The sequence below is a fragment of the Kluyvera genomosp. 1 genome (assembly GCF_001266615.1).
Classification (GTDB): domain Bacteria; phylum Pseudomonadota; class Gammaproteobacteria; order Enterobacterales; family Enterobacteriaceae; genus Kluyvera; species Kluyvera cryocrescens_A.
The window spans coordinates 37,813-62,686 of record NZ_LGHZ01000014.1 but is presented as its reverse complement, the minus strand read 5'-3'; the positions used below and the strand labels follow the sequence as shown (position 1 = coordinate 62,686).

The window sequence follows — 24,874 nt, the reverse complement described above, 5'->3', positions numbered from 1 at the left end:
AAAAATGACAACTACAACAAAATTAGATCCGATTGAAACCGCATCGCGTGACGAATTACAGGCTCTGCAAACCGAACGTCTGAAATGGACGCTCAAACACGCCTATGAAAATGTTCCGATGTACCGCCGTAAGTTCGACGCGGCGGGGGTGCACCCGGATGATTTCCATGAGCTGAGCGATCTGAGCAAGTTTCCCTGCACCACCAAGCAGGATCTGCGTGATAACTATCCGTTTGACACCTTCGCGGTGCCGATGGAGCAGGTGGTGCGTATTCATGCGTCGTCCGGGACTACCGGCAAACCGACCGTGGTCGGCTATACGCAAAACGATATCGACACCTGGGCAAATATCGTCGCCCGTTCGCTGCGTGCCGCCGGTGGTTCGGCGAAAGATAAAATTCACGTCGCCTACGGCTATGGCTTGTTTACCGGCGGCCTGGGGGCGCACTACGGTGCGGAACGTTTAGGGGCGACGGTGATCCCGATGTCCGGCGGCCAGACGGAAAAGCAGGCCCAGCTGATTCGTGATTTTAAACCTGACATGATCATGGTAACGCCGTCCTACTGCCTGAACCTGATTGAAGAGCTGGAACGCCAGATGGGCGGCGATGCGCGCGGTTGTTCGCTGCGTACCGGCGTATTTGGCGCCGAGCCGTGGACCGCGGGCATGCGGGCAGAAATTGAACGCCGTCTCGGCATTACCGCGCTGGATATCTATGGCCTGTCGGAAGTGATGGGCCCAGGCGTGGCGATGGAATGCATCGAAACCAGCGACGGCCCAACTATCTGGGAAGACCATTTCTTCCCGGAAGTGGTCAACCCGGAAGACGGCACGCCGCTGGCCGATGGCCAGCATGGCGAACTGCTGTTCACCACGTTGACCAAAGAAGCGCTGCCGGTCATTCGCTACCGTACCCGCGACCTGACGCGTCTGCTGCCGGGCACCGCCCGCACCATGCGCCGCATGGATCGCATCAGCGGCCGCAGCGACGATATGCTGATTATTCGTGGCGTCAACGTCTTCCCATCGCAGCTGGAAGAAGAGATCCTCAAAATTGAACATCTGGCGCCGCACTACCAGCTGGAAGTGGATCGTCGCGGGCATCTTGATTCGCTTTCCGTACGCGTCGAGCTGAAAGAAAGCAGCTTAACGCTGAGCCACGAACAGCGCTGCCAGATTTGTCACCACCTGCGTCACCGCATTAAGTCGATGGTTGGCATTTCCACCGACGTCAGCATCGTTAACTGCGGTAGCATTCCTCGCTCTGAAGGCAAAGCGTGCCGCGTGTTTGACCTGCGTAAAGCGGCGGCAAACGGTTAAGGCAACCCCTCAACCTTGGGTGGCCCGGCATCACGCCGGGCTACCAGATCCTGCCATACCTGAGATTATTTCCTGTGCTATGATTCAAAAAGGATATAAATAACAACAGAATGAATCATATGGACAAACTCGATAGCTTTATTCAGCAGGCGGTGACGACGATGCCCATCAGCGGCACCTCGCTTATCGCCTCGTTATACGGTGACTGCTTATCCCAGCGCGGCGGTGAAGTCTGGCTGGGAAGCGTAGCTGCGTTATTAGAGGGATTGGGATTCGGCGAACGCTTTGTGCGTACCGCGTTGTTTCGCTTGAACAAAGAGGAGTGGCTGGACGTCGTGCGAATCGGCCGCCGCAGCTTTTATCGCCTGAGTGATAAGGGGCTACGCCTAACCCGCCGCGCGGAGAGCAAAATCTACCGCGCCAGCGCGCCGGAGTGGGACGGTACTTGGCTGCTGCTGCTGTCGGAAGGGTTAGAAAAATCCACCCTGGCAGAAGTGAAAAAACAGCTGATCTGGCAGGGGTTTGGCGTGCTTGCGCCGAGCCTGCTGGCTTCGCCGTCGCAAAAACTGGCCGACGTACAGTCGTTGTTGCATGAGGCGGGCGTGGCAGAGAACGTCATCTTCTTTGAAGCTCATTCTCCGCTGGCCATCTCCCGCGCAGCGCTTCGCGAGCGGGTGGAGGAGTGCTGGCATCTGACCGAACAGAATGCCATGTATGACGCGTTTATCACGCTATTCCGGCCGCTATTACCGCTGCTGCGCGATGCCGAACCGGATGAACTGACGCCGGAACGCTGCTTCCAGATCCGTTTGCTGCTGATCCATTTCTACCGCCGCGTGGTGCTTAAAGATCCGCTGCTGCCGGAAGAGCTGCTGCCCGCCCACTGGCTGGGGCAAACGGCGCGCCAACTGTGCATCAACATCTATCAACGCGTGGCCCCTGGGGCGCAGGCTTTTGTCAGTGAAAAAGGCGAAAGTTCGGTGGGCGAACTGCCCGCGCCGGGGCCGCTCTATTATCAACGCTTTGGGGGATTGCCCGAGGCGTAACAGGAGAAGCCATGCCGATTTACCAGATGGACGGGATGATCCCGGTAGTCCCCGCTGAAAGCTATGTGCATCCTACCGCCGTACTGATCGGCGATGTGATTCTCGGCAAAGGCGTTTACGTTGGCCCGAACGCCAGCCTGCGCGGGGATTTTGGCCGTATCGTGGTGAAAGACGGTGCCAATATTCAGGATAACTGCGTGATGCACGGCTTTCCTGGGCAGGATACGATCGTCGAAGAAGACGGTCATATCGGCCACGGCGCGATCCTCCATGGCTGCGTGATTGGTCGTAATGCGCTGGTTGGCATGAGCGCGGTGATCATTGACGGCGCGACTATCGGTGAAAACAGTATTGTGGGCGCGTCGGCGTTTGTTAAAGCGCGTGCCGATATGCCTGCTAACCACCTGATTGTTGGCAGCCCGGCGAAAGCGATTCGCACCTTAACCGAGCAGGAACTGGCGTGGAAAAAGCAGGGCACCCGCGAGTATCAGGTGCTGGTTGAACGTTGTCAGAATACGCTGTTTGAAGTGCAGCCGCTAACTGAGGAAGAACCCAATCGCCAGCGGCTGGAGTTTGATGAAGACCTGAAACCGAAATCGGCTATTTAGCGTCGCGCAGCGCTTCGACCAGCAGTGAAAAGGCGGTGGTGTGCTGACGGCGACTCGGATAGTAAAGGTAGTAGCCGGGAAACGGTACGCACCAGTCGGCGAGCACGCGCTGTAGGCGGCCTTCGGCAATGGCTTCGCCGATCGTGTCATCCGGCACATAGGCCAGCCCCAAACCTGATTCGGCGGCATCAAGCCGTTGTGGCAGACAGTTGAGGATGAGCTGGCCTTCCACCCGTACCCGCAGTGGTTCGCCGTTTTGTTCAAACTCCCACGCATACAGCCCGCCGCGCGTCGGCAGGCGCATATTGATGCAACGATGTTGCTGCAAGTCGTGCGGGGTTTGTGGGATACCATACTTTTCCAGATAGGCAGGTGAGCCGACGACCGCCATGCGCATATCCGGCGCAATGCGTACTGCAATCATGTCGCGCGCCACCTGTTCGCCGAGGCGAATCCCTGCGTCGTAGCGGGCATCAACGATATCGGTCAGACCGTTATCGACGGTGACCTCAATATTGATATCCGGGTATGTTTGCATAAAGGCTTTGAGCTTTGGCCACAGCACCTCATTCATTGCGTGTTCACCGGCGGTGAGGCGAATATTCCCCGCCGGATGCTCGCGGGAGTCGCGCAGGGCGGAGATCTCCTGTTCAATTTCCAGTAGATGCGGGCTGAGCCGTTGATAAAGTTTTTCTCCAGCCTCCGTGGGCGCAACGTTGCGCGTGGTGCGGGTGAGCAGACGAACATCCAGTCGGCTTTCCAGATTACGCATCGCATGGCTTAGGGCCGATTGCGACACACCCAGCTGCGCCGCAGCGCGGGTAAAACTGCGCTCGCGGGCGACCACCATAAAGGAGATCAGATCGTTAATATTGTCTTTTAGCATCGGGGAAGGCCATTAATGAATCTGGTTCATATTTTCGCGGAATTTATTTAGTGTAATGTCCGCAGGTTTATATGCAACCTTCTGAATGCGGGTGAGGCAACGATGAAAATCAACGTGGTAGGTACGAGTGGTGTCGGCAAATCGACGCTTGCGCGACGGCTGGCGAAAACGCTCTCTCTGCCGTATATCGAAATGGACCGCTTGTACTGGCGTCCCGACTGGCAGGGTACGCCGGATGATGAACTGTTGGCGAAGCTGACCGAAGCCATCAACACACCGGGCTGGGTGCTGGACGGCAACTATAACCGCAGTCGCCCGGTAAAGTGGCGGGATGTTGATATGGTGGTGTGGGTCGATTATGGTTTCTGTCGCACCCTGCGTCAGGCGGTCTCCCGCGCGGCTACGCGGGCGTGGCGGCAACAGGAGCTGTGGCCCGGAACCGGCAATCGCGAAAGCTTTCTGCGATCGTTTGCCAGCCGCGAATCGATAATCCTGTGGACGCTCAAAACCTGGCGCACCAACCGTCAGCGCTATCTCCGCGATATGCACGATCCTTGCTGGCAGCACATCCGTTTTGTCCGCCTCCGAAACCGTCGTGATACCGAAGCATTGGTCGCGGAATTGATGGCCCAAAAAGCGAATTAATTCGCTGTATTAGCGCACAGAATGTCAGTCGTTTTGGTCGCGCTATGATAGTTTTAAACCTCAAATGATAAGGAGTCCTGCCCATGCCACACGTTGATATTAAATGTTTTCCCCGCGAGCTGAGCGATGAACAAAAAACCGCGCTGGCCGCCGACATTACCGAAGTGCTGATTCGCCATCTGAACACCAAAGACCGCGCGGTGAGCGTGGCGCTAAATCAGGTGCAGGAGAGTGATTGGCAGCAGGTGTGGGATGGCGAAATCGCGCCGAAGATGGATGAGCTGATTAAAAAGCCGGGTTATAGCATGTAGCGGATCTGCCGCCATCACTGCGTTCTGTTCGGGCTACGGTCAATGCCATTGACGCGTAGCCCGATTTTCATACTCATTACACACAGACTCCCGCCCGCGTTAAATCGGCTTCTCGTCCGGCGTATTGGCGCGAATTTGTCTGCCGCTGGCGACAAAGGTTCCCGCGCCGAGATGATGCAGGGTATTGCGCTTATCGTCGTCGAACTGCCAGCGTCCAGCGACGAACGCCTGTTCATCGGCGGCCGCGGAAACCACTTCACCAAATAGCGTATCGTACTGAGCTGCCGCGGCGGTGGCGGGCAGCAAACGACACTCCATCCACGCCAGGCATTTTTCTTCCACCAACGGAAGGCCGAGCACTGGGCCGGTTATCGCCGGAATGCCGTAGGCGTTAAATTTATCCTCATCGCGCCCGCTGACGCTCCCCACTGCATAGGTCCAACTTGCCGCGGCGACACCCGGCACTACGATGCCAAAGGTGCCGTTGCGTTCGATGATTTCCCGCGACCACGCGCTCTTATCGACCACAATCGCAATTCGTGGCGGCGCAAACTCGACCGGCATTGACCAGGCGGCCGCCATGATGTTACGGCGTCGCGTTTCCACGTCGTAGCTGGTGATGAGAATGGTTGGGCCGTGGTTGAGCAGACGGCTGGCGTGCGGGAGTTCAACGGGACGAAAGCGGCTCATGGATTTTCCTTTGGCTAAATGGCGTGCGCTGGCAACACATTAAATCGCAATAAAAACGTAATCAATACGTCATATCGCCTGCCTATAGTCGCCTGCACTAAGTCCCAAAGAGGATAACAAAATGTTAGCTCCCCTGTATTTATCCCAGGTGAGCGCGGCCGCTTTATGGCAACTCCCACGGGGAGGGCGATGATGCGCGCGCTTACCAGTATTCGGCTCGACGGCGTCTCCTTCGCCTTCGGTGCCACCACCGTACTTGACAACATCTCTTTGCACATCGAACCGGGCAGTATTGTTGCGCTGCTGGGCCCCTCTGGCTGCGGAAAAAGCACGCTATTGCGCTTGTTAGCAGGACTGAGCGTCCCGGCAACAGGTCACATCCACTTCGGCGATCGTCTGGTGGCAAAACCCGGTTGGGGAATGCCACCGGAGCAGCGCGATATTGGTATGGTTTTCCAGGATTACGCCCTGTGGCCGCATATGACGGCAGCGCAGAACGTGGCGTTTCCGCTACGGATGCGCGGCGTGGCGCCGGGTGAACGCGAGCGGCGAGTTAACGAGGCGCTGGCGAGGGTCGGGCTCGCGGACTTTGGCGGACGTAAACCCTCGGGACTTTCCGGCGGTCAACAGCAGCGTGTGGCGCTGGCACGAGCGATTGTTGCCGAACCGCGAGTACTGCTGTTCGATGAACCACTCTCCAATCTTGATAGCGAACTGCGTGAATCCCTGTGCATTGAGATGAGCCGTCTGTTGCGCCAACTGGGTATTACCGCCGTCTACGTCACGCACGACCGTCGCGAAGCGGAGCTGCTGGCTGACCGTATTGTGCATCTTTCTGCGGGCAGCATTGCTGCTGTTCGCGCCGTTGCTTCATCCTCAGGGGAACTTGTATGAAATCCATTAAACAGGGCGTTGCGCTTGCCATGATGTTATCTGCCACCATGATTTCCAGCGCGCATGCGCTGACCGTGTATACCGCAGGGCCGGGTTCGTTGGCCAAGAGTCTTGCCAGTGGTTACGAGAAGAAAACCGGCGTGAAGGTGAATATTTTCCAGGCTACCACCGGCAAGGTGATGGCGCGTCTGGAAGCCGAGCAGGCCAATCCGCAGGCAGATGTACTGATCTCTGCGTCGTGGGACACGGCGGAAGATCTGCACCATCGCGGCTGGCTCATGCCGTATCAAAGCGGCAACGCCGGTCACGTCCCGGCGACGCTTAAGTCGGCGGACTACGTGGCGCAGGGCATTTCCGCGCTGGGGATTGTGTGGAACAGCAAAAGCGGCACACCGGAACCGAAAGAGTGGAACGATCTCACCGACGCGGCCTTTAAAGATAAGGTGACCACGCCAGACCCCGCGCTTTCCGGCGCGTCGCTGGATTTGCTTCTCGGGTTACAAAATGGTCTGGGGGATAAAGCCTGGACACTATTTGATGCGTTGAAAAAGAATGGCATGGTGGTGAGCGGCCCGAACGCGCAGGCAGTCACGCCGGTGATGCAGGGCGCGAAAGCGGCGGTGTTTGGCGCGGTGGACTATGTCTCTTATGGCAATATTGCTCAGGGTGAATCGCTGAAAGTGATTTTCCCGGCCAGCGGCACGGTGATTGCGCCGCGTCCGATGATGATCCTCAAAACCACTCAGCACGCGGATGATGCGAAAGCCTTTGTCGATTACGTGCTGTCCCCAGAAGGCCAGGCGATGGTGGCTGATGCCTGGTTGATGCCTGCGCGCAGCGATGTGCCAGCGAAACGCCCGCTGTTGGGTGAGCTGAAAATTCTGCCGACCACCAGCGACGGCAGCAGCGAGCGCAGCGCGGTGCTTTCACGTTTTAACGCCTTGTTCGGGCAATAATTTTCCTTCTCCGCCCGGTGGGGGGTTAAGCCGCCGGGCGGTTTGCCATTCAAGGAACGTCGGGTGAAACAAAAATTCCTCTCCGCTGCCACGCTGACCGCCCTGGTTGTGCTGGTGGCGCTGCCGCTATTGTTTATCCTCCTGCAGGGCATTTTCCCGCAATTGAGTGCCGGATCGCTGGGCGAGCCGTTTAGCGGCGTTCCCGCTTTGCTAAACGATCCGCAGCTGATGCCGATGCTCGGCGGTACGCTGTGGATTGCCTGTGGGGTAGCGCTGGCAAGCGTGTTTATCGGCCTGCCGTTGGGCGTCCTGCGCGGGTTGTTTAACCTGCCAGTCCCCAAACTGTGGGATTTGCTGTTTTTAATTCCTTTTCTTACGCCGCCATACATTGCCGCGCTGTCGTGGATGCTGGTACTCCAGCATAACGGCTATCTTCAACAGCTCACCGGCTGGGATCTCAACGATCTGCTGTTCAGCCGGTTGGGGATTGTGCTGGTGATGACGCTCAATATCTTTCCGGTGGTCTACTTTGCCGTGTCTCGCAGCCTGCTGGCGAGCGGACAACGGCTGGCGACCGTCGCACGGGTGCACGGCGCTAATAGCTGGCAAGCGTTCTGGCACGTGACGCTGCCGATGCTCTCTCCGGCGCTGGCTGCCGGGATGCTGCTGGCCTTTACGCTGGCGATAGAAGAGTACGGCGTACCTGCGGCCTTAGGTTCTCGGGCGGGGGTAGTGATGCTCACCGTGGGTATTGAGAAAAAGCTCGCCGACTGGCCAATTGATTTAACCGGTGCGTCGCTACTGTCTATGTTGCTGATTGCCGTGGCGCTGCTGGCCTGGTGGCTGCAAAAGCGGCTTACCGGTAATACCGAAGTGACCAGTGTTACCGGCAAACCGGGTGAAAACAGCGGTGCCGCGCTGGGATGGATGACGCTGCCTGCCATGTTGCTGCTGGCGGCCGTTGGCGCGCTGGCGGTGCTGCTACCCGCAGCATCGATGGTGGCGACCAGCCTGATGAGCACCTTATCCGGTGGCCTGAATGGCGATAACTTTACCTGGCGGCATTTCAGCGCGCTGTTTGCCCAGCAGGGCGATGCGCTGTCGGCGCTGGGCACCAGTTTATCGCTGGCGCTGGCGTCGGCCCTGATTGTCGGGCTGCTTGGCCTGGTGGCTGCCTGGTTGGTACTGGTGCAAAAGATCAAAGGCAGTGCGCTGATTGATGCACTGTCGTTGATGCCCGCCGCGCTCCCCGGTGTGGTGGTCGGTGTGGGGCTGATTTTGTTGTGGAATCAGCCGTTCTGGCCGCTGTCGCCGTATAACACGTGGTTTATGCTGCTGCTTTCCTATTGCTGTCTGCTGCTGCCGTGGCCGGTGCGCTATGTTGGCAGCGCGCTGCGGCAATTGGGCACCAATCTGGAACCTGCGGCACGGGTTCACGGAGCGTCGTCGTTTCATGCGCTGCGGTTGATAGTGTTGCCGCTGGTGTTTCCGGCGCTGCTGGCGGCGATGCTGATGGTCTTTGCCGTCGCCTCCCGCGAGCTGGTGACCTCACTCCTGCTGGCTCCAGCCGGAACACAGACCGTGGCGGTGTTTATCTGGCGGCAGTTTGAGCAGGGTTCGGTTGGGCAGGGCATGGCGATGGCCAGCCTGACGTTGTTCGTCGGACTGGCGTTAATGCTCAGTGCGTTAGCGCTGATGCAGCGCAATACACGCTAGCTCAACCGATCGCACAAAACAGTCAATGCGGGGGCAAAAATAGGCTATAAAGTACGGACACAGAATGCTGGAGGCATTGATGACCCGCTTTTTAAACGCCTATTTTGCTCGTCTGGGTTGGACGGGCACCCCCGATGTTTCTATCGAGACGCTGCGCAGTTTGCATCTTCACCACAACGGTGCCATTCCGTTTGAAAACCTTGATGTGCTGCTGCCGCGCGAGATGCATCTCGATGATCAAGCGCTGGAAGATAAGCTCGTCAATGCCCGTCGCGGCGGTTACTGCTTTGAACAAAACGGCCTGTTTGAGCGCGCACTGCGCGAGATTGGCTTTAACGTCCGCAGCCTGCTCGGTCGCGTCGTACTGGCGCATCCCCCGCAAATGCCGCCGCGTACCCACCGTCTGTTGTTGGTGGAAGTGGATGGCGAACGTTGGATTGCTGATGTTGGTTTTGGTGGCCAAACGCTGACCGCACCAATCAAACTGCTAGCCGATATCGTGCAGACTACACCGCACGGTGATTACCGCCTGCTATATGAAAATCAAGAATGGATCCTGCAGTTTAGCCATCACGACCACTGGCAGTCGATGTATCACTTCGATCTTGGTCGCCAGTACGCTTCCGACTATGTGATGGGCAACTTCTGGTCGGCGCACTGGCCGCAGTCGCATTTCCGTCACCATCTGTTGATGTGCCGCCATCTACCGGACGGCGGTAAAATGACCCTCACCAATTTCCACTTTACCCACTGGGATAAAAACCACGTGGTCGAGAAGGTGGATTTCCCGGATGTTCCTGCGCTGTATGAAGCGTTGCAGAGCCGCTTTGGGCTAGGGGTTGATGACCCGAAACATGGCTTTAGCGTCGCGGAACTGGCGGCGGTCATGGCGGCGTTTGATACCCATCCGGACGCCGGGAAGTAGCTCACGGTATGCCATACGTTGGCCGCTTAAGATAATCCTCTTTTATCGAAAGCGGCCTTCTTGCCAGGCCGCGCGGCGGAGTGCTCATGCATGTATTACTGATTGGGCCGGGCGGTGCGGGCAAAAGCACCGTCGGGGCGTTACTGGCACAACGACTGGATTATCCCTTCATCGACCTGGATACGGTATTTTGCGAACGCATTGCCAATATTCGCGAGTACCTGCAAACCCACGGCTATGAATCCTATCTTGAGCAGAACGCCGCGCTGTTTGCCGCGTTATTAAACGAACAAGAGAAAAACGCGGTATTCGCACTGTCATCCGGTTTTCTCGCGACCGATATCCGCCCGGATATTGTGCAGATTAATCGCCAGCGGGTGCGTGAGTGCGGAGTGTCAGTTTTGCTAATGCCGCACAAGAACGTCGACGATGCCTGTCGTTGTATCGTTGGACGCCAGCTTACGCGCGGCTTTGGTCTGGAACCCCACAAAGAAGAACGTAAATTTCGCCAGCGGTTTGGTGAATATAGTGCGCTGGGTGATGTGCAGATTTTTTCCGTTTCGCCGCCGAATGATATTGTCGAACAAACAGTGCAGGGATTGGCGCGATTTTCCAGCATGAGCCGCGTATCACGGTAACGTAAGGACGAGTCTTTATACTGACGGGCTCATTTTATTGGCCGAAACCGGGGGCCGCCAGGCATCTGGTTCATTATCAGGGAAGGGAGACGATGGCGCTGACGCTGCGCGTACTTCTGGAAAACTACCGTAGCGAGGGGGCGCCCCCCGCGTTGCGGGCAAAAGCGGGGCTTAGCCTGCTTCTTCAGGATGATCAGACCTCCATTTTGTTCGATACTGGCCCCGATGATAGCTTCATGCACAACGCGGCGCTAATGGGCGTGGACCTGAGTGATGTCACCGCCACGGTGCTGTCTCACGGTCATTACGATCACTGCGGTGGCGTGCCGTGGCTGGCGGATAATAGCCGGATTATCTGCCATCCCGATCTGGGGCATGAACGCTTTGCCGCGCTCTCGTTTGCTGGATTCCAGCGTAAAATCAAAAAACTCTCACTCGACATCGATTACTCGCGCCATCGTATGGAATACACCCGCGCGCCAGTGCAGATTAGCGATCGTTTTATCTGGTCCGGCGAAATTGCGGTAGAGAAACCGCGGGCTTATGGCGTGCTCGGTGGTCCGTTGACCGCGACGGACTACGTGACCGATGAGGGCGTACTGATTTATCTGTCGGATCGCGGTTTGGTGATCATTACCGGCTGCGGGCACCGGGGGCTGGAGAATATCGTACGCCAGTGCCAGAACATTACTGGTATCCGTCAGGTACACGCGCTGATTGGAGGTTTTCATCTGCGTAGTGCGTTGCCTGGCGAGTTGTGGCGAGTGAGGCGATTCCTGCGGGAGCTGAATGTCGATACCGTGATGGGCTGCCATTGTACCGGGGCGTGGGGGAAAATGTGGCTACCGCAGGTGATTTCTCCGGCAACCGGCGATACGTTTGTTTTAGGCTAGGTGTCGTGAGTTTCCCGGCCACAACAGCGACCGGGAAGCAGCGAATAAATGGGTTAGTTCAGGCCTAAGAAATGCTGGGCAATTTTGAAGTAAATAATCAGCCCTGTGCCGTCAATCAGCGTGGCGATAAACGGTGCTGAAACCACCGCCGGGTCGATCCCCAGGCGCTTAATCACCAGCGGAATAACCGACGACACGACCGCACTCCATAGCGTCACGCACACCAGCGTCAGGCTGACAATAAAGGTGATTTCCGGGCCAATGCCCATCATCCATGCACGGATGCAGCCCGCAGTCCCCAGCGTGATAGCGACCAGGACCGCCGTTGACATCTCTTTGCGTAAAATGCGCCCCAGGTCGCGCAGACCGACTTCGCCCAGCGCCATGGCGCGCACCAGCGTTGAGGTGATCTGCGTCCCGCTGTTCCCGCCGGTACCAATCAACAGCGGGATAAAGAAGGCCAGCGCAATCGCCGACTCTAGCGCCTCTTCGAAATGCTGAATCACGCTGCTGGTGTAGGCTTCGGCGATAAACAGCAGCAGCAGCCACACCGCGCGCTTCTTCCACAGCATGACCGGGCTGATGTCCAGATACGGTTTATCCAGCGGCAGGGTGGCGCCCTGGAGCTGCGCATCTTCCGTCACTTCGTCCTCGAGCAGCTGGGCGATCTCTTTTTCGTTCAAACAGCCGATAAGTTTACCGTTGTCGATAACCGGCAGCAGTGTCAGGTGGTGTTTTTCAATGATGCTGGCGGCAACGGCTCGCGAGTCCTGCGGGCCGACGTGAAACAGCGTCGCACCCATTAATTGCGTTAGCGGCTGATGGTCATCGGTTGCTTGCAGTAATTTGCGTGTCGATAGTATGCCGCGCAGGTTTTCGCCATCGACGACAAATACCGCGCACGGAAAATGATCGTCATTTAATATCTGTAAAAAAAGCTCTCGCGCTTCTTTGATATTCAGATGTTCCGGCAGGGAAATAAAATCTCTGGACATATAGCTTGAGATAATATCGCCAGCATGTTGGTCGACTGAGTAAAATGGTGCTGTTGCTTGAATATGTGACATTGGAAATTCCCTATAGAAAAACGCGCTTATAGGGCGAACAAAACTGGAAGAGCTGAGAAGAATCCCTACGTCCCGGTTTTAGCACTGAACAACGTATCTGTCCGGCCTAATGCCGTCAGAAGTTATCTTGGCAACACCTTGATTCGATGGATGCCTGTATTTCCCTGTGATGGTCTCTCTCGATACCACCAGGGCGATAACTTATGTTTATTCAGGAGCCTCGCCATAACAAGATTATTAATAAACTGGCCGAGCTTGCTGATATTTATCGCCTTGAATTGAACAGGGCGGTAAATGATATTTTCTGGACCTCGTGGCTTGTGATTCATTTGATGAGCGTAATATAGCGCGAGATTTTAATTAAGGAAGGCAAAGAATATTGTTGTTGAGTCAGCGTTTAGAATTTTCTTGTGGCATAAAAAAACCCGGCGTCGCTGCGCTCGGCCGGGGGGAAGAGGGAATAACATTGTTAGCGACGAGAACGCACCACCTGATAACGGCGGGTTAGATACTCGATTGGCGCGCTCCACACGTGAACCAGACGGGTGAACGGGAACAGCAGGAAAATGGTCATCCCCAGCACCAGATGCACGCGATAAACCCACGCCACGCCGTCAAGATGCGCCGAAGCGCCGCCGTGGAAGGTGACCACCGCCTGCGCCCAGTCCACCAGTTTCAGCATTTCGCTGCCGTCCGGATGCTGGGCGGAGAACGGAATGGTGGTCAGGCCGAGGCAGCACTGGATCAGCAAAATGCTGAGGATCAGGATATCGGCGGTGCTGGACGTAGCGCGAATGCGCGGGTTGGTGAGGCGGCGAATCAACAGACCCGCGCCGCCAACCAGTGTCAACACGCCGCAGGCGCCGCCGAGAATCATCGCCATCAGCTGTTTCTGCGACAGCGGCAGCCAGGACTCATAAACCCAGTGCGGTGTCAGCATGCCGAAGAAGTGGCCGAAGAAGATCCCCAGAATGCCGACGTGAAACAGATTTGACCACAGCACCATGCCGCGTTTGTCGAGCATCTGGCTTGAAGAGGCGCGCCAGGTGTACTGCCCGTAGTCGTAACGCAGCCAGCTTCCGAGCAGAAACACCGTCCCGCAGAGGTAGGGGTAGATATCGTAAAAGAAGACGTTGAGATACTGTATCATTTCGGGCCTCCCGCACGGACGTCCACGTACTGTGGCGCCACGTCCTGGCTAAAGCGTCGTTGATAGCTTTGCAGTGGGGAACTGTCGCAGGCGGTAGCGTTATCTTCGATAAACTTCACCTGTTCCTCTTCCCATACCGCATCCAGCGCCTGACGGGTGTCATCGCGTGCTTCACCCGCCACCTGTTTAGTGACACTGTCACTTGATAATGTGGTGTTGGCCAGCGCCAGCAGGGTATCAAACAGCTGATACCACGGCGCTTCACGCTGTTTCAGTCGCCCACCGAGTAGCGCCAGAATCGGCGCGACGTTCTGCAAGCCCTCGCGCGCCTGTGCGTCAGGCAAAATACTCAGGTATTCGAGATACAGCGGTAGATAATCAGGCAGCTCGCGGCAATCCAACTGCAAACCGACCTGTTCGTATTGCGTCATCAGCTCGACCATCGCCTGACCGCGATCGCGCGATTCGGCGTGCACGTGTTCAAACAGCAGCAGCGAGGTGGCGCGACCGCGCTCGAAGATTTCACACCATTCGGCCTGTTTATCGAGTAGCGCAACGCCCAGATGCTGCTCGAGGAAAGGACGCAGCACTGGCGCATCGCTGTCGATAAGGGAGAACAGCTCGTCTTTGTTCTCCCAACTGAGCTCATCGGGGTATTCCAGCAGCAGCCCGATGATTTTCAGGATCCGCATTAGTCTTTCTCCCCGATGTTGATGGCATCAATACGATGGCTGTTAAACAGGTTGAACTTGGTGTCCGACCCGTGGCAGCCGTCGCCGAAGGTGAAGCCGCAGCCATTTTTCTCCGGAAAGGCATCTTCCGCCATTTCGCGGTGGCTGGTGGGGATCACGAAGCGGTCTTCGTAGTTGGCAATCGCCAGATAGCGATACATCTCTTCGACCTGTTCAACGCTCAGGCCCACTTCTTCAATCGCGCGGGTATCGGTCACACCTTCAACCGTCTGCGAGCGTTTGTAGTGGCGCATCGCCATCATGCGTTTGAGCGCGCGCAGCACTGGACCGGTATCACCGGCGCTGAGCATGTTGGCCAGATACTGCACCGGGATACGCAGGCTTTCGACCGCAGGCAGAATGCTGTCGGTTTTTGGCAGGCCGCCCGCATCGGCAACGGATTGAATGGGTGACAATGGCGGAACGTACCACACCATCGGCAACGTGCGGTATTCCGGGTGCAGCGGCAGGGCCAGCTTCCAGTCCATCGCCATTTTGTACACCGGCGAACGCTGAGCGGCATCAAGGGTATTTTGCGTGATGCCTTGCTTGAGCGCCTCTTCAATGACCGCCGGGTCGTGTGGGTTAAGGAATACGTCACACTGACGCTCGTAGAGATCGGTTTCGCGCTCGGTGCTGGCCGCTTCTTCAATGCGGTCGGCATCATAGAGCAGCACACCAAGGTAGCGAATGCGGCCTACGCAGGTTTCTGAACAGACGGTCGGTTGACCGGACTCAATGCGCGGGTAGCAGAAAATGCATTTTTCGGATTTCCCGCTTTTCCAGTTGAAGTAGATTTTTTTATACGGACAGCCGCTGATGCACATCCGCCAGCCGCGGCATTTATCCTGGTCGATCAGCACAATGCCGTCTTCTTCACGCTTGTAGATGGCGCCGCTCGGGCAGGTGGCGACGCAGCTCGGGTTGAGGCAGTGTTCGCACAGGCGCGGCAGATACATCATGAAGGTGTTTTCGAACTGGCCGTACATCTCTTTTTGCATCGCCGTGAAGTTCTGGTCATGGGCGCGTTTTTCAAATTCGCCGCCGAGCAGCTCTTCCCAGTTTGGACCCCACTCAATTTTGTTCATCCGCTGGCCGCTAATCAGCGAGCGCGGACGGGCAGTCGGCAGGTTTTTGCCTTCCGGCGCGTTGTGCAAATGCTGATAGTCGTAGGTAAACGGCTCGTAGTAATCATCGATACCAGGAATCAGCGGGTTAGCGAAGATTTTTGCCAGCACGTTGACGCGGCCACCCATGCGCGGGGTGAGCTTTCCGGTAATGCCGCGCACCCATCCGCCTTGCCATTTTTCCTGGTTCTCCCAATCTTTAGGGAACCCGATGCCGGGCTTGGTTTCCACGTTGTTAAACCAGGCGTACTCCATCCCTTCACGACTGCTCCAGACGTTTTTACAGGTCACGGAGCAGGTGTGGCAGCCGATGCATTTATCGAGGTTTAAAACCATTCCAACCTGTGAGCGTATCTTCATTTTGACGCCTCCTGAACCTGATCATTGCCTTCATCATCCAGCCAATTAATATTTTTCATTTTGCGAATCATAATGAACTCATCACGGTTCGAACCGACCGTTCCGTAGTAGTTGAAGCTGTAGGCCAGCTGAGCGTAGCCGCCAATCATGTGGGTGGGTTTCGGGCAGATGCGGGTGACGGAGTTGTGAATGCCGCCGCGTCGTCCGGTAATCTCCGAGCCTGGAATATTCATGATGCGTTCCTGCGCGTGGTACATCATGGTCATGCCCGGTGGAACGCGCTGGCTGACCACCGCGCGGGCGGTCAATGCACCGTTGGCGTTGAAGGCTTCAATCCAGTCGTTATCGGCAATCCCCAGCTCTTTGGCATCGGTCTCACTCAGCCAGACAATCGGCCCGCCGCGTGACAGCGTCAGCATCAGCAGGTTTTCGCTGTAGGTGGAGTGAATGCCCCATTTCTGGTGCGGCGTCAGGAAGTTGAGCGCTTTTTCCGGGAAACCGTTCGGCGGGATCGCGTTCATATGGCTGACGCTGCGCGTGTCGATAGGCGGGCGATAGGCCACCAGGCTTTCGCCGAAATCGCGCATCCACGGGTGATCCTGATACAGCGACTGGCGGCCAGAGACGGTACGCCATGGAATGAGCTCGTGAACGTTGGTATAGCCCGCATTGTAGGAAACGTGCTCATCTTCCAGACCGGACCAGGTCGGACTGGAGATAATCTTGCGTGGCTGTGCCTGAATATCGCGGAAGCGGATTTTTTCGTCTTCTTTGTTGGTTGCCAGGTGTTTGTGGTCCAGCCCGGTGAATTCACCCAGCGCCTCCCAGGCTTTTACCGCCACCTGGCCGTTGGTTTCCGGGGCGAGGGCGAGAATCACCTCCGAGGCGTCAATCGCGGTTTCAATACAAGGGCGACCTTTCGCCGGGCCATCGAGCTTGACGTAATTAAGCTTGCCGAGGAAATCGACTTCGGTCTGGGTTTTCCATGCAATCCCTTTACCGCCGTTACCGAGCTTATCCATCAACGGGCCGAGGGAGGTAAAGCGCTCGTAGGTGGCTGGATAGTCGCGTTCAACGGCAATAATATTCGGCGCGGTTTTGCCCGGAATGAGGTCACATTCGCCTTTACGCCAGTCCTGGATAGCAAACGGCTGCGCCAGCTCCGCCGGGGAGTCGTGTTGCAGCGGTTGCAGAACCACGTCGGTTTCGGTGCCCAGATGCCCCTGACAGATTTCCGAGAATGATTTGGCGATCCCTTTGTAGATTTCCCAGTCGCTTTTTGACTCCCAGGCAGGGTCAACGGCGGCGGATAGCGGGTGGATAAACGGATGCATATCCGAGGTGTTCATATCGTCTTTTTCATACCAGGTGGCGGTCGGCAGGACGATATCGGAGAACAGACAGGTACTGGACATCCGGAAATCGAGCGTCACCAGCAGGTCGAGCTTGCCTTCCAGCGCGGCGGTCTGCCATTCCACTTCTTCCGGTTTGACGTCATCGGTTGAGCCCAAATCCTCGCCCTGAATCCCGCTATCGGCGCCCAGCAGATACTTCAGCATGTATTCATGGCCCTTACCGGAGGAACCCAGCAGGTTGGAACGCCAGATAAACATGTTACGTGGATGGTTTTTGCCATTATCAGGCTGTTCGCAGGCCATGCGGATATCGCCGGATTTCAGCGCCTGTACCGTGTATTCCTGCGCAGTCATTCCCAGTGCATCGGCTTTAGCTTTCACCGTCAATGGGTTGACGTTAAGCTGCGGAGCGGACGGCAGCCAGCCCATACGCTCGGCGCGGACGTTAAAGTCGATCAGATGACCGGTGTATTTATCCGGATTGGCCAACGGTGAGAGCAATTCCTGGGCGGTCAGCTTCTCATAGCGCCACTGGCTGGCGTGATTGTAGAAGTAGGAGGTACTGTTCATCTGGCGCGGCGGGCGGTTCCAGTCCAGCGCGAACGCCAGCGGTAACCAACCGGTCTGTGGACGCAGCTTTTCCTGGCCGACATAGTGCGCCCAGCCGCCGCCGCTTTGGCCGACGCAGCCGCAGAATACCAGCATGTTGATCATGCCACGGTAGTTCATGTCCATGTGGTACCAGTGGTTGACCCCAGCACCGAGGATAATCATCGAGCGGCCGTGCGTTTTATGCGCAGTGTCGGCAAACTCAAGGGCAATTTTTTCGATGTTATGCCGTGAAACGCCGGTGATTTGCTCCGCCCAGGCCGGGGTATAGGCTTTGACCTCATCGAAACCTTTTGCCGCCAGTTCATCATCCAGGCCGCGATCGAGCCCGTAGTTTGCCAGCACCAGATCGTAGACGCTGACCACCAGACGGCTACTGCCGTCGGCAAAGGTCAACTGTTTCGCGGGAACCTTGCGCACCAGAATAGGATCCTGCTTCACGCTTCTGAAATGCGGATTTTCGTTGCCGCCAAAGTAGGGGAATGCTACGCCGGCAACGGTGTCGCGCTTATCAATAAGCGACAGCGTCAGTTCACTCTCTTTACCCCCGGCCAACGTTTGCAGGTTCCATTTGCCTTTCTCACCCCAGCGGAAACCAATAGAACCATTAGGGACCACCAGTTCGCCGTTGCTGTCATAGGCTACGGTTTTCCATTCTGGATTGTTGCTTTCGCCCAGCCCATCAATCAGGTCGGAGGCGCGCAGCATACGGCCTGCCGCGTACGAGCCGTCATCGCGGCTGTCGAGCATCACCAGCATCGGCATGTCGGTGTAGCGGCGGCAATAGTTGATAAAGTAATCGCTAGGATTATCGAGGTGGAAGGCTTTGAGAATCACATGCCCCATGGCCATCGCCAGTGCGCTATCGGTACCCTGTTTGGGGGCCAGCCACTGGTCGCTGAGCTTGGCGACTTCAGAGAAATCGGGGGTAATTGCAACGGTTTTTGTGCCCTTGTAGCGCACTTCGGTGAAGAAGTGGGCATCCGGGGTACGCGTCTGCGGGACGTTAGAGCCCCAGGCGATGATATAGCTGGAGTTATACCAGTCGGCAGATTCTGGTACGTCGGTCTGCTCGCCCCAGGTCATTGGCGAAGCGGGTGGCAGATCGCAATACCAATCGTAGAAACTTAAACACGTCCCACCAATTAGCGACAGGTAGCGAGTCCCGGCGGCATACGAAACCATCGACATGGCTGGAATCGGCGAGAACCCCGCTACGCGGTCCGGGCCGTAGTTTTTAATGGTCCAGACGTTGGCCGCGGCAATCAGCTGGTTAAGCTCTTTCCACGATGAACGCACAAAACCGCCTTTGCCGCGTGCCTCTTTGTAGCTGCGGGTCTTTTCCGGGCTTTGCATAATACTGTCCCAGGCCAGTACCGGGTCCGGGTTTTGCGCCAGCGCTTCACGCCACAGTTCAATGAGCTTTCTGCGTGCCAGCGGATACTTCAGACGGTTAGCGCTATACAGATACCAGGAGTAGCTGGCGCCGCGAGGGCATCCGCGCGGTTCGTGGTTGGGCAGGTCGGGACGGGTTCGCGGGTAATCGGTCTGCTGGGTTTCCCAGGTGACCAGGCCATTCTTGACGTAAATTTTCCAGCTGCATGAGCCCGTACAGTTCACCCCGTGCGTGGAGCGGACGATTTTGTCGAACTGCCAGCGCTGACGGTAGCTATCTTCCCAATCACGGTTGTTGTCATAGACCTGTCCGTGACCGTTGGCAAAAGTCTCGCCTTTCTGCTTAAAGTAGCGAAAGCGATCCAGTAGTTTGCTCATGACATCTTCTCCTGACGGAAGACAAAGTCTCCGTGGTTACACTGCTCACATTTTTCCGCCATCGTTGATGTTGCAGGCGCCTCACTCCCGACAGACCGATGTCTATCGTGGGTGAGGCGTTGCTGTGCTGCCGTCCTACAACGTTCATGACGTAGGGAATCGTTCTATTTATTTGGTTGTCGGTTTACGGCGGCCGTAGACCAGCCAGGTCACCAGCACACAGACGACGTAGAAGACAAAGAACACTTTCATCGCGCCAACCGGGGAACCGGTCATCGCTAAAGAGGTGCCGAAAGCTTTAGGAATGAAGAAACCGCCGATAGCGCCGATGGCCGAGATAAAACCGAGCGCGGCGGCGGTGTCGGTAACCGCTTCGTGCTGGGCTTCTTCATCGCTGCCGCCGCGTTTCTTCACGCTATCGATAGTGATTTGACGGAAGATCACCGCAATCATCTGGAAGGTCGAGCCACTGCCGAGACCGGCGGTGAGGAACAGCCCCATAAACACCACGTAGAAGGCGACAAAGCTACCGGATCCGCTGCCCGGCAAAGTCAAGAACAGCAGGCCTGAGAACAGCGCCATCAAAATGAAGTTCACCAGCGTGACTTTAACTCCACCCAGACGGTCGGAAATCACCCCGCCAAACGAACGTGCCAGTGCGCCGATAAACGGCCCAAAGAAGGCCAGTTTGAGGATGTTGACGTCCGGGAACTGCGTTTTCGCCAGCATGGCAAAGCCTGCGGAGAAACCGATAAACGAGCCAAACGTCGCCAGGTAAAGCAGGCTCAGCAGCCACATATGCGGGCGTTTCAGCACCGGCAGTTGATCGCGTACCGATGCTTTGGAGCTGGCAATATCATTCATGCCAAACCAGGCGGCGAGGGTAGCGATAATCAGCAGCGGCACCCAGATGAGGGCAGCGTTGCTGAGTGCAAGCGTCGAACCATCTTCCTGAGCAACGCCGTGTACGCCGATGAAAGCAAACATTGGCAGGAAGATCACCGCCGGTGCGACCATCTGCATTACGCTGACGCCGAGATTGCCCAGACCGCCGTTAACGCCTAAGGCGCTGCCTTGTTTCGCTTTCGGGAAGAAGAAGCTGATGTTACCCATGCTGGAGGCAAAGTTAGCCCCGGCGAAACCGCACAGCAGTGCGATGGTAATAAATACCCAGTAGGGAGTAGCGGTATTTTGAATGGCCAGCCCCAGCCAGACGCAGGGAATAACGAGGATAATGGTGCTAATAACCGTCCATCGGCGGCCACCCAGTATAGGTACCATAAAGGAGTAGGGCACACGTAATATTGCACCGGAGAGTGAAGGCAGTGCGGTTAATAAAAAGAGTTGATCGGTGGTGAAATTAAATCCGACTTTATTGAGGTTGACCGCCACTGCGCTAAATAACATCCAGACGCAGAAGGCGAGTAATAAGCAGGCTACTGAAATCCACAGATTTCGCCTTGCAATTGATTTTCCTTTATTTTCCCAGAACGCCGAATTTTCAGGTTTCCAGTCTTTTAGAAGATAATGATTCTCTTTCTCATTATTTGCCATAATACCCTCGAGAGCAGCGTCATAAAAAAGAAACAAAAGGAAAAACAGCGGAGTAGGTGGAGGGAGATTATTATCGCCAGGCCGTTTTATCTCTTTATCGTTGAAGAATAGATAAAAAAAGCGCGTTGTAAGAAAACGCGCTGTGAATAAAACGTTGTTAAGTGTTACTAAATGTAAATTAGGCGGGATTGAGCTCTATCGTAATATAATTATTTATATAACGAGTGAAGGTTTCGTCATTTATTTCGTTCATCCCCAATACATAAATTCCATCCAATCCACAGACTAACGCTATTAATCGCCACGCGATATTTTCAGCGCTATCGCCCGGACGAAATTCATTGGCCTCAGTTCCTTGTAAAATGAGCGCGACGGTCTCTTTGTGCCACATGTCCATGGTTAACAGGTATGCGCCTTTAATGTCGTTGTCGCTATCGGCTAAGAGCTGCGCTTCACGCCACAGGCGGATATAGGGCTCGAGCCGACCGTCATCACTGCCCACCATGGCAAACAGGCGTTCACGCCAGTTCGCGTCGTCTGGAACCAGCGGCATATCGAGCATTTCACGAATCAGACGCACAAAAGCCAGCGCTTTAAGTTCGCCCACGGAGGCAAAGTGGTGGTGGACCTGGCCGCTGGCAACGCCGGCAACGGTGGCGATATGGCGCACGGTCATCGCCGTAAAGCCGCCGCTTAACGCGACCTGCATTGCCGCTTTAAGGATCACTTCCCGCCGTTCATCCCGAGTTAAATAGTTCATTTTTCTTTGTTTAAGTGGGGTTTAACTGAGAATAACAAAAAATTGGACACGCGTTCAACAATCCGGCAGGATCCTTTTCCTGGACAACTGTCCAACATAAATGAAATGAGGAAAGGAACTATGTCACGCCAATGGTTAACGCTTATGGCAATTTTGATGGTCTATATCCCGGTGGCGATCGACGCGACCGTGCTGCACGTGGCGGCACCAACGCTGAGCGTTGCGCTGGGGACCAGCGGCAACGAGCTGCTGTGGATCATCGATATTTATTCATTAGTGATGGCCGGGATGGTACTGCCGATGGGTGCGCTCGGCGATAAGATCGGTTTTAAACGCCTGCTGCTGCTCGGTAGCGGGATCTTTGGTGTTGCTTCGCTGGCAGCGGCATTTTCACCTACCGCGCTGGCGCTGATTGTCTCCCGCTCGCTGCTGGCGGTGGGTGCGGCGATGATTGTGCCCGCGACGCTGGCGGGAATTCGCAGTACGTTTGCCGAAGCCAGACACCGTAATATGGCGCTGGGACTGTGGGCAGCAGTCGGGTCCGGCGGTGCGGCCTTTGGCCCGCTGGTCGGTGGCCTGCTGCTGGAGCATTTCTACTGGGGATCGGTATTCCTGATCAACGTACCGATTGTGCTGGTAGTGATGATTTGCAGCGCTCGTCTGGTTCCGCGTCAACCGGCGCGCCATGAACAGCCGCTAAATCTTACCCAGGCGCTGATGCTGATCGCCGCCATTCTGATGCTGGTCTATAGCGCCAAGTCGGCGCTGAAAGGGCAGCTGGCCGCGTGGATCACCGTGTCGGTGGCGCTGGTGGGCCTGGCCCTGTTGGTGACCTTTGTTCGCCAGCAGTTGGCGGCAACGCGCCCGATGATCGATATGCGTCTGTTCACCCACCGTATTATTTTAAGTGGCGTGGTGATGGCAATGACAGCGCTGGTCACGCTGGTGGGGTTTGAGCTGCTGATGGCACAGGAACTGCAGTTTGTGCATCAGAAAACGCCGTTTGAGGCGGGCATGTTTATGCTGCCGGTAATGGTGGCCAGTGGCTTTAGCGGCCCGATTGCCGGAATGCTGGTTTCACGTTTAGGCCTGCGCCAGGTGGCGACCGGCGGTATGCTGTTAAGTGCATTTAGCTTCCTGGGGCTGTCGGTGACCGATTTCAGCACTCAGCAGTGGCAGGCGTGGGGACTGATGGCGCTGTTAGGCTTTAGCGCTGCGAGCGCGCTTCTGGCTTCGACATCAGCGATTATGGCGGCGGCACCGAAAGAGAAAGCGGCGGCGGCCGGTGCTATCGAAACCATGGCTTATGAACTGGGTGCGGGGCTTGGGATTGCGTTGTTTGGCCTGATTCTCACCCGCAGCTACGGCGCGGCAATCGTGTTGCCACAGAGTCTGGACAGCGAATCTGCAAGCCGTGCGGCATCGTCGATTGGGGAAGCGATGCAGCTGGCGCAGTCGCTGCCGGTTATCCCGGCTAAGGCGTTGGTGGAAGCGGCGCAGACGGCATTTATCAGTGCCCACAGCGTAGCGCTGGGAACCGCAGGCGTTCTATTGCTGCTGTTGGCGGCAGGAATTTGGCGCGGGCTGGCGAAAGTGCCGGATCCGGTATAACCAGATATCGCCTAACACGCCGAGTTTACGATTGAGATACCCGGGGTGACCACCGGGTTTGGCGTCCCTCTGGGAACCAAATCCCGGCGTTTCCCCTAATCACTTTGCTTACGTGGACGGTGTTAGGGTATTGATTGGGTATCATGTTGGGCGCAGAGGCGAGTTTGCGCCCAATAACGTTTAGGGACGGCGGGTGGCGTACCAGCACAAGAGCGAACCGCCACACACCATTGCCGCACCTTGCCAGAATGACCACGACAGCGAGGCGCTTAGCAGGAAGGCCGCCAGCGCCGATGACAGCACCGGTGTAAAATAGGAGGCTGCGGCTAATAAACTGACATTGCCGTGCAAGATCCCGACATTCCAGGCTGCGTAGGCAAATCCTAAAGCCAGTGCGCAGGTCACCAGTTTAATCACCACGGGCCAGCTAAAGATCATCGGCGGCTGTTCGCCCACCAGGAATTTGACCCATAGGGCTAGCGCGGTGAATAAAACAAAAAGAGTGATACCATTTTTGCCTTTGGCATACTTCGCGGTCACCGTGCAGTAGGCGGCCCAGATAAACGCGCCAACGAATGCCAGAATATAGCTCAGCGGGCTAGAGATGATATTGCTGCGTATTTCCGCCAGATCCAGTCCGTGTTCACCGCCTAATACCCAACTGACGCCAACAATCGACAGTAATAATCCCGGAATGACCAGCCAGGTTGTTTTTTGGCCGTTAAAGAGAATCGCAAACAGAATAGTCAGACTCGGCCACAGATAATTTACCATGCCGACTTCAATGGCCTGTTGACGGGTACCTGCATATCCCAGCGAGAGCGCCAGACACATTTCATAGCTGACAAAGAACAGGCTGCCAACCAGCAGATAGCGCGGTGGAATTTGGCGTAACTGCGGGAATCCAACGGTAAAAATCAGCAAAAGTCCGCTCAGGCTGTAGATCATTGCCGCTCCGCCCACGGGGCCAAGCCCCTCGCTTACGCCGCGAATCAGACCCACCATCGTGCTCCACAGAATAATGGCGCTAAATCCAATGAGCGTCGCTCTTTTCTTATCCATTCCCAACCTGATGCTTTAATCAACGAAGTCTGCGGTTATAGCATTTTTTCGCCGGTACTGGTGATAATTTTCCGCAACGCATAACCCTAAAGGATTAATAAAAATCGCAGGCGTTGACTATTAAGGGGGCTTCGGTTTTCGACATTGATTTGACGCAAAAAAATCAGGGGCATTGCTGTTAGCTTG

Annotated in this window: 22 protein-coding genes and 1 riboswitch; of the genes, 12 read left to right on the top strand and 10 right to left on the bottom strand. The window is 56.2% G+C overall.

Annotated features, from left to right (window positions below):
• The first annotated feature begins 4 nt into the window (after nt 1-4).
• The 3 genes from paaK to paaY all read left to right on the top strand — a co-directional run bounded on the left by paaK (nt 5) and on the right by paaY (nt 2,975).
• Entirely contained in the window at nt 5-1,321 is a 1,317-nt protein-coding gene (gene paaK, locus KP80_RS09055) for a phenylacetate--CoA ligase PaaK (RefSeq protein ID WP_052283423.1), read from the top strand.
• Nucleotides 1,322-1,440: 119 nt separating this feature from the next.
• Entirely contained in the window at nt 1,441-2,367 is a 927-nt protein-coding gene (gene paaX / locus KP80_RS09050; protein ID WP_197276147.1) for a phenylacetic acid degradation operon negative regulatory protein PaaX, read from the top strand.
• An 11-nt stretch (nt 2,368-2,378) separates the two neighbouring features.
• Complete coding sequence (gene paaY / locus KP80_RS09045; RefSeq protein WP_052283309.1) at nt 2,379-2,975, top strand: phenylacetic acid degradation protein PaaY; 597 nt, start codon at nt 2,379-2,381, stop codon at nt 2,973-2,975.
• On the opposite strand, the gene KP80_RS09040 is transcribed toward paaY, so the two are convergent.
• Nucleotides 2,968-3,861, bottom strand: a complete 894-nt coding sequence (locus KP80_RS09040; protein ID WP_052283308.1) for a LysR family transcriptional regulator — start codon at nt 3,859-3,861, stop codon at nt 2,968-2,970. The genes paaY and KP80_RS09040 overlap by 8 nt on opposite strands.
• Nucleotides 3,862-3,963: 102 nt before the next feature.
• Here KP80_RS09040 and KP80_RS09035 point away from each other — a divergent pair, with 102 nt between their 5' ends.
• Complete coding sequence (locus tag KP80_RS09035) at nt 3,964-4,506, top strand: AAA family ATPase (protein WP_052283307.1); 543 nt, start codon at nt 3,964-3,966, stop codon at nt 4,504-4,506.
• A gap of 83 nt (nt 4,507-4,589) precedes the next feature.
• Nucleotides 4,590-4,817 (top strand): tautomerase PptA, encoded by a 228-nt coding sequence (gene pptA, locus KP80_RS09030; protein WP_052283306.1) that lies wholly within the window; start codon nt 4,590-4,592, stop codon nt 4,815-4,817.
• A 99-nt stretch (nt 4,818-4,916) separates the two neighbouring features.
• Here the strand turns inward: pptA and KP80_RS09025 are convergent, their stop codons facing one another.
• Nucleotides 4,917-5,507 carry a flavin reductase family protein gene (locus tag KP80_RS09025; RefSeq protein WP_052283305.1) on the bottom strand — a complete coding sequence of 197 codons (591 nt, stop codon included), beginning with the start codon at nt 5,505-5,507 and terminating at the stop codon, nt 4,917-4,919.
• A 189-nt stretch (nt 5,508-5,696) separates the two neighbouring features.
• Between KP80_RS09025 and KP80_RS09020 the strand changes: the two genes are divergently transcribed.
• From KP80_RS09020 to KP80_RS08995, 6 genes are all read left to right on the top strand, one after another.
• Nucleotides 5,697-6,401 carry an ABC transporter ATP-binding protein gene (locus KP80_RS09020; protein WP_197276146.1) on the top strand — a complete coding sequence of 235 codons (705 nt, stop codon included), beginning with the start codon at nt 5,697-5,699 and terminating at the stop codon, nt 6,399-6,401.
• Nucleotides 6,398-7,357, top strand: coding sequence for an ABC transporter substrate-binding protein (locus KP80_RS09015; RefSeq protein WP_052283304.1), 960 nt, complete (start codon nt 6,398-6,400; stop codon nt 7,355-7,357). Before KP80_RS09020 ends, KP80_RS09015 begins: the two co-directional genes overlap by 4 nt.
• Nucleotides 7,358-7,420: 63 nt before the next feature.
• The gene (locus KP80_RS09010; protein ID WP_052283303.1) at nt 7,421-9,073 is read left to right on the top strand and encodes an ABC transporter permease; all 1,653 of its coding nucleotides are present in this window, start codon (nt 7,421-7,423) and stop codon (nt 9,071-9,073) included.
• Nucleotides 9,074-9,152: 79 nt separating this feature from the next.
• Nucleotides 9,153-9,998: an N-hydroxyarylamine O-acetyltransferase gene (gene nhoA, locus KP80_RS09005; protein ID WP_052283302.1), complete on the top strand. Its 846-nt coding sequence runs from the start codon at nt 9,153-9,155 to the stop codon at nt 9,996-9,998.
• 86 nt (nt 9,999-10,084) lie between these two features.
• Nucleotides 10,085-10,636 (top strand): shikimate kinase, encoded by a 552-nt coding sequence (locus KP80_RS09000; protein WP_052283301.1) that lies wholly within the window; start codon nt 10,085-10,087, stop codon nt 10,634-10,636.
• A gap of 92 nt (nt 10,637-10,728) precedes the next feature.
• The gene (locus KP80_RS08995; RefSeq protein WP_052283300.1) at nt 10,729-11,529 is read left to right on the top strand and encodes an MBL fold metallo-hydrolase; all 801 of its coding nucleotides are present in this window, start codon (nt 10,729-10,731) and stop codon (nt 11,527-11,529) included.
• Between the two features lie 53 nt (nt 11,530-11,582).
• On the opposite strand, the gene KP80_RS08990 is transcribed toward KP80_RS08995, so the two are convergent.
• From KP80_RS08990 to KP80_RS08960, 7 genes are all read right to left on the bottom strand, one after another.
• Nucleotides 11,583-12,596 (bottom strand): magnesium transporter, encoded by a 1,014-nt coding sequence (locus tag KP80_RS08990; RefSeq protein ID WP_052283299.1) that lies wholly within the window; start codon nt 12,594-12,596, stop codon nt 11,583-11,585.
• A gap of 56 nt (nt 12,597-12,652) precedes the next feature.
• Nucleotides 12,653-12,836, bottom strand: a riboswitch (M-box (ykoK) riboswitch).
• 229 nt (nt 12,837-13,065) lie between these two features.
• Nucleotides 13,066-13,746, bottom strand: a complete 681-nt coding sequence (gene narI / locus KP80_RS08985; protein ID WP_052283298.1) for a respiratory nitrate reductase subunit gamma — start codon at nt 13,744-13,746, stop codon at nt 13,066-13,068.
• Entirely contained in the window at nt 13,743-14,438 is a 696-nt protein-coding gene (narW, locus tag KP80_RS08980; protein WP_052283297.1) for a nitrate reductase molybdenum cofactor assembly chaperone, read from the bottom strand. The genes narI and narW overlap by 4 nt, the downstream gene beginning before the upstream one ends.
• Nucleotides 14,438-15,964 carry a nitrate reductase subunit beta gene (narH, locus tag KP80_RS08975; RefSeq protein WP_052283296.1) on the bottom strand — a complete coding sequence of 509 codons (1,527 nt, stop codon included), beginning with the start codon at nt 15,962-15,964 and terminating at the stop codon, nt 14,438-14,440. The genes narW and narH overlap by 1 nt, the downstream gene beginning before the upstream one ends.
• The gene (locus KP80_RS08970; protein ID WP_052283295.1) at nt 15,961-19,701 is read right to left on the bottom strand and encodes a nitrate reductase subunit alpha; all 3,741 of its coding nucleotides are present in this window, start codon (nt 19,699-19,701) and stop codon (nt 15,961-15,963) included. The genes narH and KP80_RS08970 overlap by 4 nt, the downstream gene beginning before the upstream one ends.
• A gap of 168 nt (nt 19,702-19,869) precedes the next feature.
• Complete coding sequence (locus KP80_RS08965) at nt 19,870-21,255, bottom strand: NarK family nitrate/nitrite MFS transporter (protein WP_052283294.1); 1,386 nt, start codon at nt 21,253-21,255, stop codon at nt 19,870-19,872.
• Between the two features lie 178 nt (nt 21,256-21,433).
• Entirely contained in the window at nt 21,434-22,015 is a 582-nt protein-coding gene (locus tag KP80_RS08960) for a TetR family transcriptional regulator (protein WP_052283293.1), read from the bottom strand.
• A gap of 120 nt (nt 22,016-22,135) precedes the next feature.
• Between KP80_RS08960 and KP80_RS08955 the strand changes: the two genes are divergently transcribed.
• Nucleotides 22,136-23,626 (top strand): MFS transporter, encoded by a 1,491-nt coding sequence (locus tag KP80_RS08955; RefSeq protein ID WP_052283292.1) that lies wholly within the window; start codon nt 22,136-22,138, stop codon nt 23,624-23,626.
• Between the two features lie 180 nt (nt 23,627-23,806).
• Here the strand turns inward: KP80_RS08955 and yddG are convergent, their stop codons facing one another.
• Nucleotides 23,807-24,688, bottom strand: coding sequence for an aromatic amino acid DMT transporter YddG (gene yddG / locus KP80_RS08950; protein WP_052283291.1), 882 nt, complete (start codon nt 24,686-24,688; stop codon nt 23,807-23,809).
• Between the last annotated feature and the right edge of the window lie 186 nt (nt 24,689-24,874).